Annotated in this window: 13 protein-coding genes and 2 pseudogenes; 10 read left to right on the top strand and 5 right to left on the bottom strand. The window is 65.4% G+C overall.

The features are described 5' to 3' along the window. The first annotated feature begins 48 nt into the window (after positions 1 to 48). The 5 genes and pseudogenes from AC1DWT_RS20765 (at position 49) to AC1DWT_RS20745 (ending at position 4,865) form a co-directional block, all read left to right on the top strand. Entirely contained in the window at positions 49 to 315 is a 267-nt protein-coding gene (locus tag AC1DWT_RS20765) for a hypothetical protein (protein WP_167372157.1), read from the top strand. A gap of 216 nt (positions 316 to 531) precedes the next feature. Further along, positions 532 to 1,419: an AurF N-oxygenase family protein gene (locus AC1DWT_RS20760; protein WP_072942073.1), complete on the top strand. Its 888-nt coding sequence runs from the start codon at positions 532 to 534 to the stop codon at positions 1,417 to 1,419. 16 nt (positions 1,420 to 1,435) lie between these two features. Further along, a complete protein-coding gene (locus AC1DWT_RS20755; protein WP_206015431.1) occupies positions 1,436 to 2,836 on the top strand; it encodes an FAD/NAD(P)-binding protein in 1,401 nt (466 codons plus the stop codon). A 15-nt stretch (positions 2,837 to 2,851) separates the two neighbouring features. Further along, positions 2,852 to 3,150, top strand: a pseudogene (locus AC1DWT_RS20750) (DUF4193 domain-containing protein); the annotation flags it as partial. A 308-nt stretch (positions 3,151 to 3,458) separates the two neighbouring features. After that, a complete protein-coding gene (locus AC1DWT_RS20745) occupies positions 3,459 to 4,865 on the top strand; it encodes a selenium-binding protein SBP56-related protein (RefSeq protein ID WP_206015432.1) in 1,407 nt (468 codons plus the stop codon). 221 nt (positions 4,866 to 5,086) lie between these two features. Here the strand turns inward: AC1DWT_RS20745 and AC1DWT_RS20740 are convergent, their stop codons facing one another. Further along, positions 5,087 to 5,524, bottom strand: a complete 438-nt coding sequence (locus tag AC1DWT_RS20740) for a WS/DGAT domain-containing protein (protein WP_241031566.1) — start codon at positions 5,522 to 5,524, stop codon at positions 5,087 to 5,089. A 14-nt stretch (positions 5,525 to 5,538) separates the two neighbouring features. On the opposite strand from AC1DWT_RS20740, the pseudogene AC1DWT_RS20735 reads away from it, so the two are divergent. Further along, positions 5,539 to 5,640: pseudogene (locus AC1DWT_RS20735) on the top strand (transcriptional repressor LexA); the annotation flags it as partial. A gap of 38 nt (positions 5,641 to 5,678) precedes the next feature. On the opposite strand, the gene ku reads toward AC1DWT_RS20735, so the two are convergent. Together ku and AC1DWT_RS20725 are read right to left on the bottom strand one after the other, a co-directional pair. After that, positions 5,679 to 6,566 carry a non-homologous end joining protein Ku gene (gene ku / locus AC1DWT_RS20730; protein ID WP_452589427.1) on the bottom strand — a complete coding sequence of 296 codons (888 nt, stop codon included), beginning with the start codon at positions 6,564 to 6,566 and terminating at the stop codon, positions 5,679 to 5,681. 40 nt (positions 6,567 to 6,606) lie between these two features. Beyond that, on the bottom strand, positions 6,607 to 7,755 hold the full coding sequence (locus AC1DWT_RS20725; protein ID WP_477921980.1) for a lycopene cyclase family protein: 1,149 nt from the start codon (positions 7,753 to 7,755) through the stop codon (positions 6,607 to 6,609). Positions 7,756 to 8,101: 346 nt separating this feature from the next. On the opposite strand from AC1DWT_RS20725, the gene AC1DWT_RS20720 reads away from it, so the two are divergent. After that, complete coding sequence (locus tag AC1DWT_RS20720) at positions 8,102 to 9,733, top strand: ABC-F family ATP-binding cassette domain-containing protein (RefSeq protein ID WP_072942064.1); 1,632 nt, start codon at positions 8,102 to 8,104, stop codon at positions 9,731 to 9,733. Positions 9,734 to 9,805: 72 nt separating this feature from the next. Continuing rightward, the gene (locus AC1DWT_RS20715) at positions 9,806 to 10,021 is read left to right on the top strand and encodes a helix-turn-helix domain-containing protein (protein ID WP_179377512.1); all 216 of its coding nucleotides are present in this window, start codon (positions 9,806 to 9,808) and stop codon (positions 10,019 to 10,021) included. A 25-nt stretch (positions 10,022 to 10,046) separates the two neighbouring features. On the opposite strand, the gene AC1DWT_RS20710 is transcribed toward AC1DWT_RS20715, so the two are convergent. Both AC1DWT_RS20710 and acnA read right to left on the bottom strand, forming a co-directional pair. Next, complete coding sequence (locus AC1DWT_RS20710) at positions 10,047 to 10,613, bottom strand: TetR/AcrR family transcriptional regulator (RefSeq protein WP_206015435.1); 567 nt, start codon at positions 10,611 to 10,613, stop codon at positions 10,047 to 10,049. A gap of 176 nt (positions 10,614 to 10,789) precedes the next feature. After that, on the bottom strand, positions 10,790 to 13,591 hold the full coding sequence (gene acnA / locus AC1DWT_RS20705) for an aconitate hydratase AcnA (protein ID WP_477921978.1): 2,802 nt from the start codon (positions 13,589 to 13,591) through the stop codon (positions 10,790 to 10,792). 307 nt (positions 13,592 to 13,898) lie between these two features. On the opposite strand from acnA, the gene AC1DWT_RS20700 reads away from it, so the two are divergent. Next, positions 13,899 to 14,507 (top strand): Rv1476 family membrane protein, encoded by a 609-nt coding sequence (locus AC1DWT_RS20700; protein ID WP_206015437.1) that lies wholly within the window; start codon positions 13,899 to 13,901, stop codon positions 14,505 to 14,507. Positions 14,508 to 14,886: 379 nt separating this feature from the next. After that, entirely contained in the window at positions 14,887 to 16,380 is a 1,494-nt protein-coding gene (locus AC1DWT_RS20695) for an NlpC/P60 family protein (protein WP_179377511.1), read from the top strand. The last annotated feature ends 86 nt before the right edge of the window (positions 16,381 to 16,466 follow it).

Genomic DNA, 16,466 nt, shown 5'->3' with positions numbered 1-16,466 from the left:
CCCAGTGCGACCCGGTGCCGACCTCGGTCCCGGTGCACCGCCGGGGCGGTGAGCACGGGCGACTCCGGGTCTGATGCGTCGGTATCGGCCGGTTGGGGTGGCGAACGCGAGCAGCGCGGATCTCTTGCGGACCAGTGCTGCACCGAGGGCGGCGATCGCTCCGAATTCCAGGCGCAGGCTCCATGTGCCGATGACATGATCTGGGAGTCGAGCACGATTGCGATTGCGGCGAGCGCGGTGGTCGGCGTCGACTCGTTCAAGAGCGTCAGCGCCATGGTTTCCCAGAACAACTGCGTGTTACTTGAATTCTCATGAAAAACGCCGAAACATTCGAGATCAATTCAGTGGATGCCKCAACCTGATCGTCGAGTCGGTGGCGGGGTACGCTGCGATGGCTGTTGTAACCGACTCGAATGCCGGGCGGAACACAGTTGAGACAGAGCGCAAGGTGAGTTTTTGCGCCCGAGATAATCACATTAGCTCTAATCGATTCGAGATTCGATTGGAACGGAATATAGGAGTAAAGAAAGGATGACGACATCCGGAAGCGATGCGATATTCGAGACTCTCTTGGAATCGGCCAAGCGCCTCTCATTCGATCCGCGGGACCCCCTAGTTTGCGAACCCGATTCAGGTGGCGTCGAATTTCACGGGATGACACCTGAGTGGTCGCCTCTGTTCGGCACCGCTACGTGGGACTCCATGACCGAGCCGGAGCGCGTCCGCCTCACCAGAAGCGAGGTTGCGCAGTTCCTGGGCGTCGGAATCTGGCTGGAGGTGGGATTGCAGGTGGCATTGCTGCGGGCGAGCCACAGCGCGGACCCCGCCCGCTCGGACGTCAAGTTTCTGTTCAATGAATGCGCCGACGAGAATCTGCACTCGTTGATGTTCGTCAACGTCATCGACAGCATCGGATCGCATTTCTATAGGCGCGACCGCTCACTGGATTTTTTCGGATGGCTGTTTCGGACCATCGCGTGGGACGAGGTGGCGTACGGAATCGTGCTGGCCGGAGAAGAGATCTTCGACGTCATGCAACGCGACTGGATGGCGAGCGAAGACGTTGCCGCGCCCATCCGCAGGGCTTGCTATATCCATGTTATCGAGGAAGCCCGGCACATGGCGTACGCGCGTCAGAAAATCCGGACTCGGTTGATCACGATTTCGCGCGTCCGGCGGTTTATCAGCACCTTGGTCATCGCGATGGGAACGCATCTCATCGCGAAGAGCCTGATCAATCGTCGAATGTACGAGGATCTCGGCCTGGATTGGAAGGTCGTGGGCGCGGAAATCGACGCAAACGAACACCACCGGATAATGTTCCGCAGGGCCGCAGAACCGTTTATCGAATTCCTGAGCAGAGAAGGGCTGCTGAATTTCGGCGCGCGATGGATCTACCGAAAATCGAATCTTCTCTGAGCAAGCAGGAGTCGTTGTGACCCACGTTGTCCTGGGGCATTGCTGTAAGGATGCCTCGTGCGTGCGAGTGTGCCCGCAGAACTGCATTCATCCCGCCCCGGGTGAAGCGGGTTTCGAGTCGGCCGAGACGTTGTTCATCGACCCGCGCTCGTGTATCGATTGCACTGCCTGCGTCGAGGCCTGCCCGGCGTCTGCCATCAAACCCGAGTGGACGTTGACCCTCACCGAACGACGCGACGCGGCCCGCAACGCAGAGTTCTTCGAGCAGGCTCCCGAGTCCCGGCCCCTGTCGCGACGGATCCGCTTCGAGCAACCGCTGGGCAGGCCGAGTGACAGGCTGAGGATCGCCGTCGTTGGATCCGGGCCGGCGGCGATGTACACCGTTCGCGAACTCCTCCGGCGATCGACCTCGGTACGCATCACCGTCTTCGAACAGCACGGCGAGATCGGGGGCCTACTGCGCCGGGGTGTCTCCCGGGACCACATCGGCGTTCGCGACATGATCCGGCTCTTCGACGTGCCCTTCAACGACGATCGCGTCACGATCATCCACAACACAGAAGTCGGTGTGGATGTCTCGGTCGACGATCTCCGGACCAGATTCGACGCCGTAGTGCTCGCGTGTGGCGCTTCACAACCGCGCAGACTCGGACCTACGACTGCGGATCGCGGCGAGGGTGTCTATGAGGCCATCGACATTCTGGTGGCCGAGAACTGTGGGGTGTCCGGCTTTCGCCCGCGCGGGCCGCTGGGACCGAGATCCATCGTGATCGGGGCGGGAAACGTCGCCTTCGATGTCGTCCGATGGATGGCCAAGACACGCGACCGAGGTGCCGCGGCAGAAGCGGTGACGGAGGTGGTCGTGTTGTCGCGATCGGCCCCCGATCGCGCCTCCTTCACGCCGTCGGCGTTCTACGAACTTCTGGACCTCGAGAATGCCGAGGTGCTGATCGACCGCTCCGGCCGCCGGCCGGTCGCCGCTGCGGACACCCCGTTGCTCCGTGACCTTGCCGCCCTGCCGGCTGCCGATATCTGGGCGGCAGACGGCCCGACCGCCACCGCCGCGGGCCTGCTGCGCGTGGTGTTGTCCTTCGGACAGGAGGTGACCGATCTCGGGAAGACAGCGGCCGGCGGCGTCGCCGTCACCACGACGACCGGTCGGACCTTCCTCGCGGACTCCGCGATATGCGCGACCGGATTCACGACGAAGCAGATCGACGGCATCCCCGTCGACGGGCGGGGGCTGGTGCCCAACCGCCGAGGACGAGTGATCTCTCTCGAGACGGGCGAACCGCTCGACGGACTGTATGTCGTCGGCTGGGCGAAACGAGGCGCCTCCGGCGGCGTCGGCGACAACCGCAGCTGCGCCTCGGGGACCGTGACACAGCTCGCCGCAGACCTGCACTCGCGGGTGTGACGCCCGGGTCGGCCGACCGACTACGACCACCCAGAGTTACCAACACCGACGACGAGCCATCCGAGCGCTCGCTCGACCAGCTCGAGGCCAGAAGGAACGAATCGCAGTCGGCCGTCGTCGACGTCGAGGAGACGGACACCGCGGAGTCCTTCGAGCTGCCCGGGGCCGACTTGTTCGGCGAGGTATTCCCGGTACGGGAGATTCCCGAGGAGGCAGACGAATTCACCTGCACCAGTTGTTTTCTCGTCCATCACCGCAGCCGCCTCGCGGGCACGGCCGGTGGGCAGATGATCTACCTGGACTGCGCCGGCTGAGCACATCCCAGTATGCTGGGATTTCAGAACCGGACCGTGTATGACTGCATATCTATGCGGGATTCCCGCAAGTGCTGGAGTTGCCGGGTCGAGCCGGTTCCGCCCGTCGTCCGCTTCTCCTATCCTTAGTGGGTATCCATGTCCCGATACGCGGTAGACGGGCGGGTGTTTGTGCGCGCAGACGGGTTTGGTGTACACCGAGAGCCCGTGCGTCCTTTCTCATCGCTGCGACCCCGTGGGCGCGGGTTGCGGTACTTGTAGCAGGAGGTATGAGCGGGTCTCGTCGTATCGATACGAAGGAGGCTGAGATGAGTCAGCCAACTATGGACCCGACCTTCTATCGCAGCGCAGCCGAGGCGGCCGCCGCCGCACCGGAGCAACTGGCCTACGTGGTCGCGTTCGATCGCGCAGCGGAGAAGCCCGATGCGCTGAGCGTGATCGACGTGGATCCCGGCTCGGGCACATACGGCCGGGTGGTGGGCTGGACCGAGGTACCCCATCGGGGCAACGAGTTGCACCACTTCGGCTGGAACGCCTGTAGCAGCGCGCTGAAACACGAGGGTCACCACATGGAGGGGTTGGCTCGCCGGTACCTGATCGTGCCGGGTCTGCGCTCGTCCAACCTGTATGTGTTCGATACTCAGCCCGATCCACGTCAGCCCACGCTGGCCAAGATCGTGGACAGCGCCGAGCTCGCAGCCAAGGCCGGTTACTCCCGACCACACACGTTGCACTGCGGGCCGGACGGCGTGTTCATGACCTGCCTCGGCGGTGCCGACGAATCGGACGGGCCGGGCGGGATCGCACTGCTCGATCACTCCACATTCGGTGTGCTCCGGCAATGGGAGACCGACCGGGGGCCTCAATATCTCGCGTACGACGCCTGGTGGCACCTCAACCAGAACACACTGATCAGCAGCGAGTGGGGCACGCCGTCGATGATCGAGGACGGGCTGGTACCGGAGCTGTTGCTGGAGAACAAGTACGGCCACGCGATCCATTTCTGGGACCTCGGCACCGGCAAGCACCAGCAACGAGTGGACCTCGGCGCGCAGCACCAGATGCCGCTCGAGCTGCGCCCGTCGCACGACCCGGAGGCCACGTGGGGATTCCTCGGCGTGGTGATCTCGACCGAGGATCTGTCGGCCTCGGTGTGGCGTTGGCACCGCGACAGGGACAGCTGGGCGGTGGACAAGGTGATCACTATCCCGGCCGAGCCGGCCGATCCCGACCTGTTGCCGCCTGCGCTGAAACCGTTCGGTGCGGTGCCACCGCTGGTGACCGATATCGACCTGTCGGTCGACGACAAATTCCTCTACGTCTCGTGCTGGGGTATCGGGGAACTCAAACAGTTCGACGTGCACGACCCAGCCAGCCCCATAGAGACCGGGTCCGTCCGGCTCGGAGGGATCGTGGGCCACAGCACTCATCCGGCGGCACCGAACCGGTCGCTGTCCGGTGGCCCACAGATGGTCGAGATCAGCCGTGATGGTCGGCGGGTCTACGTCACCAACTCCCTTTACGGCGCCTGGGACGACCAGTTCTACCCGGACGGGGTTGGTGCCTGGATGGCCGAGATGCACGCCGATCCTCGCGGCGGAATGACCATCGACGAGGCCTTCTTCCCTCATGACGAGGACTTCCGGGGTCTGCGGGTGCACCAGGTTCGCCTCCAGGGCGGCGATGCCTCGTCCGATTCATACTGCTACCGGTAGCAGTCGGCGTCGGCGCGCCGTACGTGATCACGCCCATCGCCGACACCTGATGAGGGGCAGCCGGATTCCCCGGCTGGCAACGGTTCCCAGTAACACATATGGTGACGTGTCGTGGTGGAGGATCCGCTCTACAGGGCGGCCTCCACGCGAGATCGTGTCCGGGTAGAGCTGTGACTTTCTACATGTTCGGGTCGGTATGGTGGCGCCGATGACGAGAGCGGTTACCTCGATACCGGGGGACGGCCGGGGCGCAGGTTTTCGACGTTGCGGGTGCACGCGGTCAGTTCGGAGAGGGCCTGGTGCAGCTGCTCGGTCACGTCCCACACATCGGGGACGAGGTTTCGGCAGGCGATGATGCCGACGTCGAGGTGCCGGCCGTAGGACATGGCGGCGACGGTGATGTCGCCGGCCACGTCGCTGACGGCGGAGACGGGAAAGTTCCCGGTCACCTCGATGCCCGCGGTATAGAGCGGCTGAGCAGGGCCGGCGGCGTGGGAGATGATCAGGTTGACCCGTGGCGTGGGCATGGTCAGCGCCCGCAACGGTGTTCGCGAGATCAGACCGCGCAGCGCCCGCGGCAGCGCGGCGCCGAAGTCGCGGGCGAGGGTGGCGGGTGCGGTGCGGAAACGTCGGGGTGCCGCCGTGAGCGAGGTGTGCACCTTTCGGAGGCGGTGGCCATGTCTCCCTCGAGCCCCGTAATCCGGCCTACACCGCGATTGACGGCGACGACGCAGTCGTCCTGGGCAAGGTGGTATCGGTGATCCGCCGGATCTGAGGAGTTCCGGGTCCGTCCGGCCGCGCCCTGTCGTCGATTCAGGCGCGTTTGCGTTCCGAGGTGGACGACTTCGCTGTGGCCTTCTTCGCCGCGGTCTTGGCCGGGGCCTTCTTCGCCGGCGTCTTCTTGGCGGGTGCGGCCTTCTTCCCCGCGGCATCGACGCTGCGCTGCAGTGCGGCGACGAGATCCACCACTTCGGCGTCCTCGCCGCTCTTCTCGACCTCGGCGACGGGAATGACCTTCTTGCCGCCCGACTCGATCATCTCGTCGAGCAGTTCACGCAACTGCACCTGGTAGTCGTCGGTGAATTCGGTGGGGTCGAAGTCGTCGGCCATGCTGTCGACGAGGGTCTCGGCCATCGCGAGTTCCTTCGCCTTCGGCTTGTCCACGTCGTCGAGTGAGGAGAACTCGGCCGCGCGTACCTCGTCCGGCCACAGCAGAGTCTGGATCACCAGCACTCCGTCTCGCGAGCGCATCGCGGCCAGTCGGGTGCGCTGGCGGAGCGTGAAGTGGACGAGAGCGGTGCGGTCGCTGTTCTCGAGGGCCGTGGCGAGTAGGACATAGGCCTTCGGAGAGCTGGAATCCGGTTCGAGGAAGTAACTCTTCTCGAACAGAATGGGGTCGATCTGTTCGGTCGGCACGAACTGCAGAACGGGAATCTCGTGTTTCTCGGCGGCGGGTAACTTGCCGAAATCGTCGTCGGTCAACACCACTCGGACGCCGTCATCGGAGTCGTAGGCCTTGTCGATATCGGCGTATTGGACGACGTTGCCGCATTCGGAGCACACGCGGTTGTATTTGATCCGGCCGCCGTCCTTGGCATGGACCTGGTGAAATCTGATGTCGTGATCTTCGGTTGCCGAATAGACCTTGACCGGCACGTTCACGAGTCCGAACGCTATCGAGCCCTTCCATATCGACCGCATGCGTTCCATGATGGTCTCCTTTTCGCGTTCGCGCGACAGTTCATCGAACTTCCCGGCGAAGCGTGGAACGGAGAATCACACCGCGGATATCGCCGGAGGATGCGAGAAACATCCGGCCCATTGCCGACAGTGTTCCACGCGGATTCGACCGTTCGGACAGATATGCGGCCTGCAGTTGCGGCGGCAGATCGAAGAAATGCCCGAAGAATTCGGGGACGTGCTCGGGCCCCAGATCCAAAAGGACGCGCAAACCGATCGATCGCAGTGACGCGACGGCGCGAGCCTTCCACGGCCACAGTCGCGCGTTCGAGCCGTCACGAAGGTCCCGGGCCAGGGCATCTGCGTACAGAAGTGACGCGGCGACGCTGTAGCCGGTGCCGGGGTGCATCAGCCCGGCGCGGGCTCCGAAGCGCACCTGGTCCGAGCTGTGGGAACGACCGGCCTCGGGTGGTGGCTCCACGGCGAACCTCACGCGCTCGACGTCCGAATGGGACGGCACGGTGATGCCGCGCGCCCGGAGCCGGTCGTGGAGTCTGGTGGCGAGTTCGGAGATCGGGAGTGGGGGCCGGCCGACGAGGCAGGTCTCCTCGAGCAGGAACCGGTCCCGGGTGAGCGGGACCCCGTAGAGGAAGGACGGCGCGTCCATGGATGACGTGCCGTTGTCGCGGCGCCAATCCATGAACACCGCGGCCTCGCCGCCCAGTGCGTGCGCGGCCGTGCCGGGGTCCACTACGACGCCGTACGCCGTCTGCTGGGCGAGGTCGGGGCTGTCGCCCGTACCCCGGGCATCGACGACGGCGTGAGCGTTCAGCGTCGAACCGTCGTCCAGTCGGACGGAGGTGGGGGAGATGTCCATCGCTCTACCTGCGATAACAGTTCGGCAATTGTCACCGAGTATTGATTGCAGCCTAGGTGTATTCAAAACGCAGTAGGTGCGATCGATAGTGTGGCGGCGCATTGTCCACGCTGCCGGGCGGTCGGTTCTCGTCGCGACGGCATCCCGCGGGAGCCAGTCGGGGAGTTCGTCTTCCCAGGCGGCGTACGTCGCGGTCCACGACCGACGGGGGAGCGGATCGACCGATACGACTGCCGAACCGAGGGCGGTGGCCCGGTGGGCGAGGGCGCGGCCGGCGGGGCCGAGGCCGACGATCGCGACGTCCCAGATCGGCGGACGGGAAGTGGCTGTCACGCCGCCAGCCTGTCACGGCTGCCGAGTTTTCCGCCGCCATGCGACCCGATTCCATAGTCGGACCGTGACGGAACGCTGCAGTTTCCAGAATTCTAGATTGGGCAGCTCACCATCGAACCAACCGAACTCACCACCGTGCACTGGTCCAGACAGCATTTTTCACGTTCCGTCCAGCAGCGAAGGCCGGGGCGGAGGTCGCCGGGGGATCGGATACGGCGGCGAACGTTAGCGGAATCACTGACGGGCGTGTTCCGAGTGGGCGGCAGTCGGGTAAAATTGCTGGTTCGTGTGTTCTTTGCGCAGTTTCTCTCATTAAGCGCCTGTGTCATATTCCTAGGAGTTCTTGTTGATCACCGCTACCGACCTGGAAGTTCGAGCTGGAGTGCGGACGTTGCTGTCTGCTCCCGGGCCGGCTTTGCGGGTGCAGCCCGGCGACCGCATCGGGCTGGTCGGCCGTAACGGTGCCGGCAAGACGACCACCCTCCGCATCCTCGCGGGGGAGGGGGAGCCGTACGCGGGAGCCGTCGTACGCACCGGCGACCTCGGGTACCTCCCGCAGGACCCGAAGGAAGGCGACCTCGACGTCCTCGCGAAGGACCGGGTGTTGTCCGCGCGCGGTCTCGACTCGCTGCTGCGGGACATGGAGAAGCAGCAGATCCTGATGTCGGAGGTCGTGGACGACGCCGAACGCGACAAGGCGGTCCGCAAGTACGGCAACCTCGAAGACCGGTTCTCCGCCCTCGGCGGGTACGAAGCCGAGAGCGAGGCGGCACGCATCTGCAACAGCCTCGGACTGGCCGACCGCATCCTCGGTCAGCAACTGCACACCCTGTCCGGTGGTCAGCGCCGCCGAGTCGAACTGGCGCGCATCCTGTTCGCCGCGTCGGACGGCAGCGGCGGACGGTCGGACACGACCCTGCTGCTCGACGAGCCCACTAACCACCTCGACGCCGACTCGATCACGTGGCTGCGGGGATTCCTGCAGAACCACGAGGGTGGTCTGATCGTGATCAGCCACGACGTCGATCTGCTCAACGACGTCGTGAACCGGGTGTGGTTCCTCGACGCCGTACGCGGCGAAGCCGACGTGTACAACATGAGCTGGAAGAAGTACCTCGACGCCCGCGCGACCGACGAGCAGCGTCGCCGGCGTGAGCGCGCGAACGCGGAGAAGAAGGCCGGAGCGCTCCGCGCGCAGGCCGCGAAGCTCGGCGCGAAGGCCACCAAGGCCGTGGCGGCGCAGAACATGGCGAAGCGCGCCGACAAGCTGATGTCGGACCTCGACGCGGAACGCGTGTCCGACAAGGTGGCCCGGATCCGGTTCCCCGAGCCGGCCGCGTGCGGCAAGACTCCGCTGATGGCGGAGAACCTGACCAAGGTCTACGGGTCGCTCGAGATCTTCACCGGAGTGGACCTCGCGATCGACCGTGGGTCACGCGTCGTCGTGCTCGGCCTCAACGGTGCGGGTAAGACGACGCTGCTGCGCATCCTCGGCGGCGTCGAGACCCCCGACGCCGGTGGACTCGTCCCCGGCCACGGACTGAAGATCGGCTACTTCGCGCAGGAACACGACACCCTCGACGACAACGCGTCGGTGTGGGAGAACATTCGCCACGCGGCGCCGGACACGGGGGAGCAGGAGCTGCGTTCGCTGCTCGGTGCGTTCATGTTCACCGGCCCGCAGCTCGAGCAGCCGGCGGGCACACTGTCCGGCGGAGAGAAGACCCGCCTCGCGCTCGCGGGGCTCGTGTCGTCGGCGGCGAACGTCCTGCTGCTCGACGAGCCGACGAACAACCTCGACCCCGTTTCCCGCGAACAGGTGCTCGACGCGCTCCGCAGTTACACCGGTGCCGTCGTGCTGGTGACCCACGACCCGGGTGCCGCCGAGGCGCTCGACCCGGAGCGGGTCATCCTCCTGCCCGACGGCACCGAGGACCACTGGTCGCAGGACTACCTGGAACTGATTCAGCTCGCCTGAGCCGGCGCGTAGATATCGCGGTCGCTCCGCTCTACCGTGGAAACCACCGTCGCTCGCCGACTGGAGGAGTTCATGGCTGACATCGGGGTCTTCGCCAAGAGCGCTCGGATCACGGGACCGTCGCGTGCCGATCTGCAGGCGGAGCTGAAACAGCGCTATCAGGCCGGGGCGAGTATTCGTTCCCTCGCCCGGGAAATGGGGCGATCGTACGGATTCGTCCGCAACATTCTCGCGGAGTCCGAGGTGGAGCTCCGCGGACGAGGCGGAGCTCACCGTCGTAGGACCTGACCGGCGTCGGTGAGGGAGTGCCGTGTCAGTCGCGGCGTCGGACGGATTCCTCGACGAGATCGAGCACGGCCGACAGGTTCTCACCGGCGTGCCCGGAGGCGATGCGCGCGACGAGGCCGTCGAGCACGAGGTCCAGGTAGCCGATGAGGACGTCGGTCGGCACGTCGTCGCGGAGGCGGCCGGCCGACTTCTGCCGCGCGAGGCGTGCCATGGTCGCCTCGGTCAGTTCCGCCGACCGTTGCGACCAGCTTCTGCGGAAGTCGGGATCGTTCCGCAGCCGCCGGGCGATTTCGAGTCGGGTTCCCAGCCAGTCGAACTGGTCGGGCTGGGCGAGCATGTCCCGCATCACCTGGACGAGACCCTCGTGGGCGACCACGTCGGCCATCCTGGTCGCGTCCTCGTGGGCGAGCGCCAGGAACAACCCGTCCTTGTCCTTGAAGTGATGGAAGATCGCCCCGCGTGACAGTCCGGTCACTTCCTCGAGCCGGCGGACGGTGGCGCCGTCGTAACCGTATTCTGCAAAGCATCGGCGGGCGCCGTCCAGGATCTGACTGCGCCGGGCCGCGAGATGGTCTTCACTGACCTTGGGCAAAGTGCCTCCTTCGTCGGCCTGTGCAATGTTGTCGGCCCTTCGCGAGAAAAGGTGACCTCAAGCACTGAGCGCGCACGACCAGTCATTCGGGACGGTGAGATCCGCTCGAAGTGGTCGTGCGCGCTCAGTGCCTGTTCAGGCCGGAAACACGCACAGGCGCGGAGCGCCTAGAGCGCCTAGCCCTTGATCATGTTGCGGAGCACGTACTGCAGGATGCCGCCGTTGCGGTAGTAATCCGCTTCACCGGGGGTATCGATGCGTACGACTGCGTCGAACACGACCTTCTCGCCGTTCTCGCGCGTTGCCGTGACCTTCATGGTCTTCGGGGTGACGCCCTCGTTGAGCTTCTCGACGCCTTCGATGTCGAAGGTCTCGGTGCCGTCGAGCTTCAGCGACGCAGCCGACTCGTCGACCGGGAACTGCAGCGGAACGACGCCCATGCCGATGAGGTTGGAGCGGTGGATGCGCTCGAACGACTCGGTGATGACGGCCTTGACGCCGAGGAGGCTGGTGCCCTTGGCGGCCCAGTCACGCGACGATCCGGAGCCGTACTCCTTGCCGCCCAGGACGACCAGCGGGRTGCCGGCTGCCTGGTAGTTCTGCGACGCGTCGTAGATGAAGGCCTGCGGGCCGCCGTCCTGGGTGAAGTCGCGGGTGTAGCCACCGGAGACCTCGTCGAGGAGCTGGTTGCGCAGACGGATGTTCGCGAACGTTCCGCGGATCATCACCTCGTGGTTGCCGCGACGCGAGCCGAGCGAGTTGTAGTCCTTGCGCTCGACGCCATGGGAATCGAGGTACTGCGCGGCGGGGGTGCCGGACTTGATCGGACCTGCCGGGCTGATGTGGTCGGTGGTGACCGAGTCGCCGAGCAGGGCGAGGACGCGAGCGCCCTTGATGTCCTTGACCGGAGCCGGATCCTTCGGCATGCCGTCGAAGTACGGAGCCTTGCGGACGTAGGTCGAGTTCTCGTCCCACTCGAAGGTGTCACCCTCAGGGGTCGAGAGGTTCTGCCAGCGGCTGTCGCCCGCGAAGATCGTTGCGTAGGACTTGCGGAACATGTCCTGGCTGATCGCCGTCTTGATGGTCTCTTCGATCTCCTGTGTGGACGGCCAGATGTCCTTCAGGAACACGGGGTTGCCATCGCTGTCGTCGCCGAGCGAGTCGGTTTCGAAGTCGAAGTCCATGGTTCCCGCAAGGCCGTAGGCGATGACGAGCGGCGGGGAGGCCAGGTAGTTCATCTTGACGTCGGGGGAGATGCGTCCCTCGAAGTTGCGGTTGCCCGAGAGCACCGCGGTCACCGACAGGTCGTTGTCGTTGATGGCCTTGGAGACTGCCTCGGGCAGCGGGCCGGTGTTGCCGATGCACGTGGTGCATCCGTAGCCGCCGAGGTAGTAGCCGAGCTTCTCGAGGTACGGCCAGAGGCCGGCCTTCTCGTAGTAGTCGGTGACAACCTGTGAACCGGGTGCCATGTTGGTCTTGACCCACGGCTTGGTGGCGAGGCCCTTCTCGACGGCATTACGCGCAAGCAGCGCAGCGCCGAGCATGACCGACGGGTTGGACGTGTTGGTGCAGGACGTGATGCCGGCAACGACGACGGCGCCGTGATCGAGAACGAACTCGCCTGCGTCGGACTTGACGACAACCGGCTTGCTCGGGCGGCCTTCTGCGCCGTTGGCGGCGGAGTGAACGTCGACTGCTCCGTCATCGGCAAACGACAGAACTGCGGGATCGGACGCCGGGAAGGATTCCTCGACGGCCTCGTCGAGCTGAGTGTGCTCGGTCGGATAGTTCTCTTCCACGTAGTTGTGGATGTCCTTGCGGAACGCGGTCTTCGACTCCGACAACAGGATTCGGTCCTGAGGGCGCTTCGGGCCGGCGATCGAGGGAACAACGGTTCCCAGATCGAGCTCGATGTACTCGGAGAAGACGGGCTCCTTGTCGGGATCGTGCCACAGGCCCTGTTCCTTGGCGTAGGCCTCGACGAGGGCGAGCTGCTCGTCGCTGCGGCCGGTGAGGCGCAGGTAGTCGATCGTCTCGCTGTCGATCGGGAAGATCGCTGCGGTGGAACCGAATTCGGGGCTCATGTTGCCCAGGGTTGCGCGGTTCGCGAGCGGAACCTCGGCAACACCCTTGCCGTAGAACTCGACGAACTTACCGACCACGCCGTGCTTGCGGAGCATCTCGGTGGCGGTGAGCACGACGTCGGTCGCGGTGACGCCGGGCTTGATCTCACCGGAGAGCTTGAAGCCGACAACGCGGGGGATGAGCATGGAGACCGGCTGGCCGAGCATGGCTGCCTCGGCCTCGATGCCGCCGACGCCCCAGCCCAGCACGCCCAGGCCGTTGACCATGGTGGTGTGCGAGTCGGTGCCGACACAGGTGTCGGGGTATGCCTGGCCGTTACGGGCCATGACGGTCGGTGCCAGGTATTCGATGTTGACCTGGTGAACGATGCCCATTCCCGGGGGGACGACCTTGAAGTCGTCGAATGCGCCTTGGCCCCAGCGGAGGAACTGGTAACGCTCGCCGTTGCGCTCGTATTCGAGGTCGACGTTGCGCTCGAGTGCATCGGCCTGGCCGAAGATGTCGAGAATGACCGAGTGGTCGATGACCATGTCGGCGGGGGAGAGCGGGTTGACCTTGTTGGGGTCGCCGCCGAGGGTGGTGACAGCCTCACGCATGGTGGCGAGGTCGACGACGCAAGGAACGCCGGTGAAGTCCTGCATGATCACGCGAGCCGGCGTGAACTGGATTTCGATGCTCGGCTGAGCCGAGGGATCCCAGCCTGCAATTGCGCGGATGTGATCCGCGGTGATGTTGGCTCCGTCTTCGGTGCGGAGAAGGTTCTCGGCGAGAACCTTCAAGGAGTAAGGCAATTTCTCGGTGCCGGGGACGGCCGCGAGTCGGAAGATCTCATAGGAGTTCTCACCGACCTCGAGGGTTCCCTTTGCTCCGAATGAATCAATACTGGTGCTCACGTCAGCTCCACTCGTCTATGTGAGGGTCGCCACCGACGGGGCTGTGTCGACGGCTGCAGGCACTGCGGGCACGGCTGATCCGTGTGCGCTGTCGAGCTAGCGATGTACGGAATCGGCCCCTACCGCGGTACCTCCGGTAGTCTAACAGTACGCTTGTCCTGTGAGAATTCGGGGCGGAAACGGGCCCGTACTCCCGGCGATTCTCCACTACCGCGGCGGGGATGCGGCCGGACGGAACGGAACTTCGGGGACTCCTCACGTAGTGTTCACGCGAGGCTTACGTTCCTACAGCACACCCGGATGAGAGATGCCTGCCCCTATCGCCACCGCACTTCCTGCCCGTGTCACGGTTCCCGTCCATTCGGCCCTCCCGTTGTCGACGGACCTTCCGGAAGAGATCGACGTCTCCGACGTGGTCGCGGACGTGTCCGACGACGGGGTGTCGGCACCGTCCGACGAGACCGGTGAGCTCGCCGCCGTCGTCGACCGCGCGGCCGAGCACGGCATCAAGCTGAGCATCGTGGTGCTGGACGAGGATCCAGGCCGCGACTCGCAGCTACGCGACCTCGCGACCGAGGTCGGCGCAGAGGAGGGCGGCACCGTTCTGGTGCTGAGCCCCAGCTGGGTCGGCACGTACAGCGATTCGATCAGCCGGGTGCTGCTCGAGTCGGGTCAGGACCGCACGTATACCGGCGACGCGGTGGTCTCCGCGAATCACTTCGTCGACGAGGTGATGGAGCCGGGACCGCCGTGGGCCCTGTTCACCGCCGTCATCGTGGCGATCGTCGTCATCGCGTCGGCCGCGACGTTCTTCGCGAAGTCGCGCCGGGCGTCCGGCTCGAAGGACGGCGACGCCGCGAAAAAGGGTGATGGTGCCGCGGGCGCCGGCACGACGTACGAGCGACAGAAGCCCTGACGCCTTCCGAATTCCCGGGATAACTCGGCGGCATTTTCACGATTCGCCCGTGTGCGGCCGCTGCCTGCGTCGATGCGCGTAAATGGCGCCGACGATTCACAGTTCGACATTTCCGCTGGTCAAATTACTCATGTGTTATTTGTGACTAAAGTTTCCATAGAGTCCGGAAGTGTCGTACGGTGCATTTGGCGCTCTTGGGGAAGAAGTGTCGCAGGCTGGTGATTGACGTCCAGAGTGACGGCGTTCCGGCGTACGTCGGTGTCGCCGAAACACGGAAGGTGTGACTGCCGCAAATTCTCCCCACGACGAGCACAGCGCGGCCTGCGCGATCGGTGCAGAACCGAGGGAGAGAGTTGTGAAGCGACAAGCACGAGCTGGAGTGGGGCACCGTAGCTTCTCCCGCAGGCGCGCTCGCGTCGTGCGCCTCCTGATCGGACTGGGCATCGTCGGCGCGCTGGTCGGCAGCACGCCCGGCCTGGCCGCCGCAGTGCCGCCCCCGCCGCCGAATCCGTCCGACTCCGACATCGCGCAGGCCCAGACCCAGGTATCGGCCGGCCTCGGGCAGGTCAGCGAACTGATCAACCAGGTCGCCTCCGCGGATCAGCAACTCGCCCAGCTCGACAACGAGGTCGCCATCAAGCGCGAGGACGTGAACCGGGCGCTGGTCGATCTGCAGAACGCCCGCAGCGCCGCCGATCTGGCCGCCAGTGTGGTCGGCGCCTCCCAGCAGGCGCTGCGCGACGCCGGCGCACAGATCGAACTGGCGCAGAAGGACTTCGACAAGTACGCCCGGTCGAGCTACACGCAGGGCACCAACGTCTCCGCGATCTCGACATACCTGGGCGCCCAGGGGCCCGGTGACGTCCTGGACCGCGCGCAGGTTCTGAAACTCCTCGCCACCAGCCAGAACGCGGTGCTCGAGGGCCTGCAGCGCGCCCGGACCGCGCAGGCCAACAAGGATTCCGCGGCGCGCGAGGCGAAGCAGCAGGCGGACGTGGCCGCCGACCAGGCCGCGTCGAAGAAGTCACTGGCCGAGCAGGCGATCGCGATCGCCCGGTCGGCGTTGCAGGACCAGGCGGCCAAGAAGGCGCAGATCGAGAGTAACCGGGCGGCCGCGCAGGCCCAGCTCGACGCCGCCCGAGGCAACGTCGCGGGGCTGCAGGGGCAGCGTGAGGCGTACGCGACGTGGGAGGAGCAGAAGCGCGCCGAGGACGCGCAGAAGGCTGCCATCGCCGCCGCGGCCCGGGAGGCCGCGACGCAGGCTGCCGCGCGGGTCGCCGCCAACGAGGCGGCACGTCAGCGCGCGGCGGAACTCGCCGCGGGGCAGCGGGCGCACACCACGATCGAGGACGATTCGGAGGACGAGGACTCCGCCACCGGCGGGGGAACGACCACGCCGAAATCCACCCCCAAGTCGAAACCGTCGACCAGCGGTGAGAACCTGACGGGTAGTGAGGCCATCGAAACCGTCATCGACCGCGGCCTGTCCCAGATCGGTGTGGAGTACGCGTGGGGCGGCGGCGACGAGAACGGCCCCACCCTCGGTATTCGCGACGGCGGTGTCGCCGACAGTTACGGCGACTTCAACAAGGTCGGTTTCGACTGCTCCGGTCTGATGATCTACGCGTTCGCCGGGATCGGCATCTCCCTGCCGCACTACACCGGGTACCAGTACACCGCGGGCGAGCAGGTTCCCTCGGAGGAGATGCAGCGCGGCGACATGATCTTCTGGGGCCCGAACGCCAGCCAGCACGTCGCCCTGTATCTCGGGGACGACCAGATGCTCGAGGCGCCCGAGTCGGGGGACGTCGTCAAGATCTCCCCGGTGCGATGGGACGGCATGACCCCTTACGCTGTCCGTATGGTGTCGTGATCCATGATGTCGATGAAGTAGTCCGCGGTGCGGATCGTGCTTGGTTGCGGCGGGGGTTGCTTGCACCTGGAATAGTTGAGCAAGTA

Source organism: Rhodococcus sp. P4_B6 (assembly GCF_056402215.1).
Note: the sequence above shows the minus strand (reverse complement) of the source record. Positions and strands in the feature narration are given on the sequence as shown.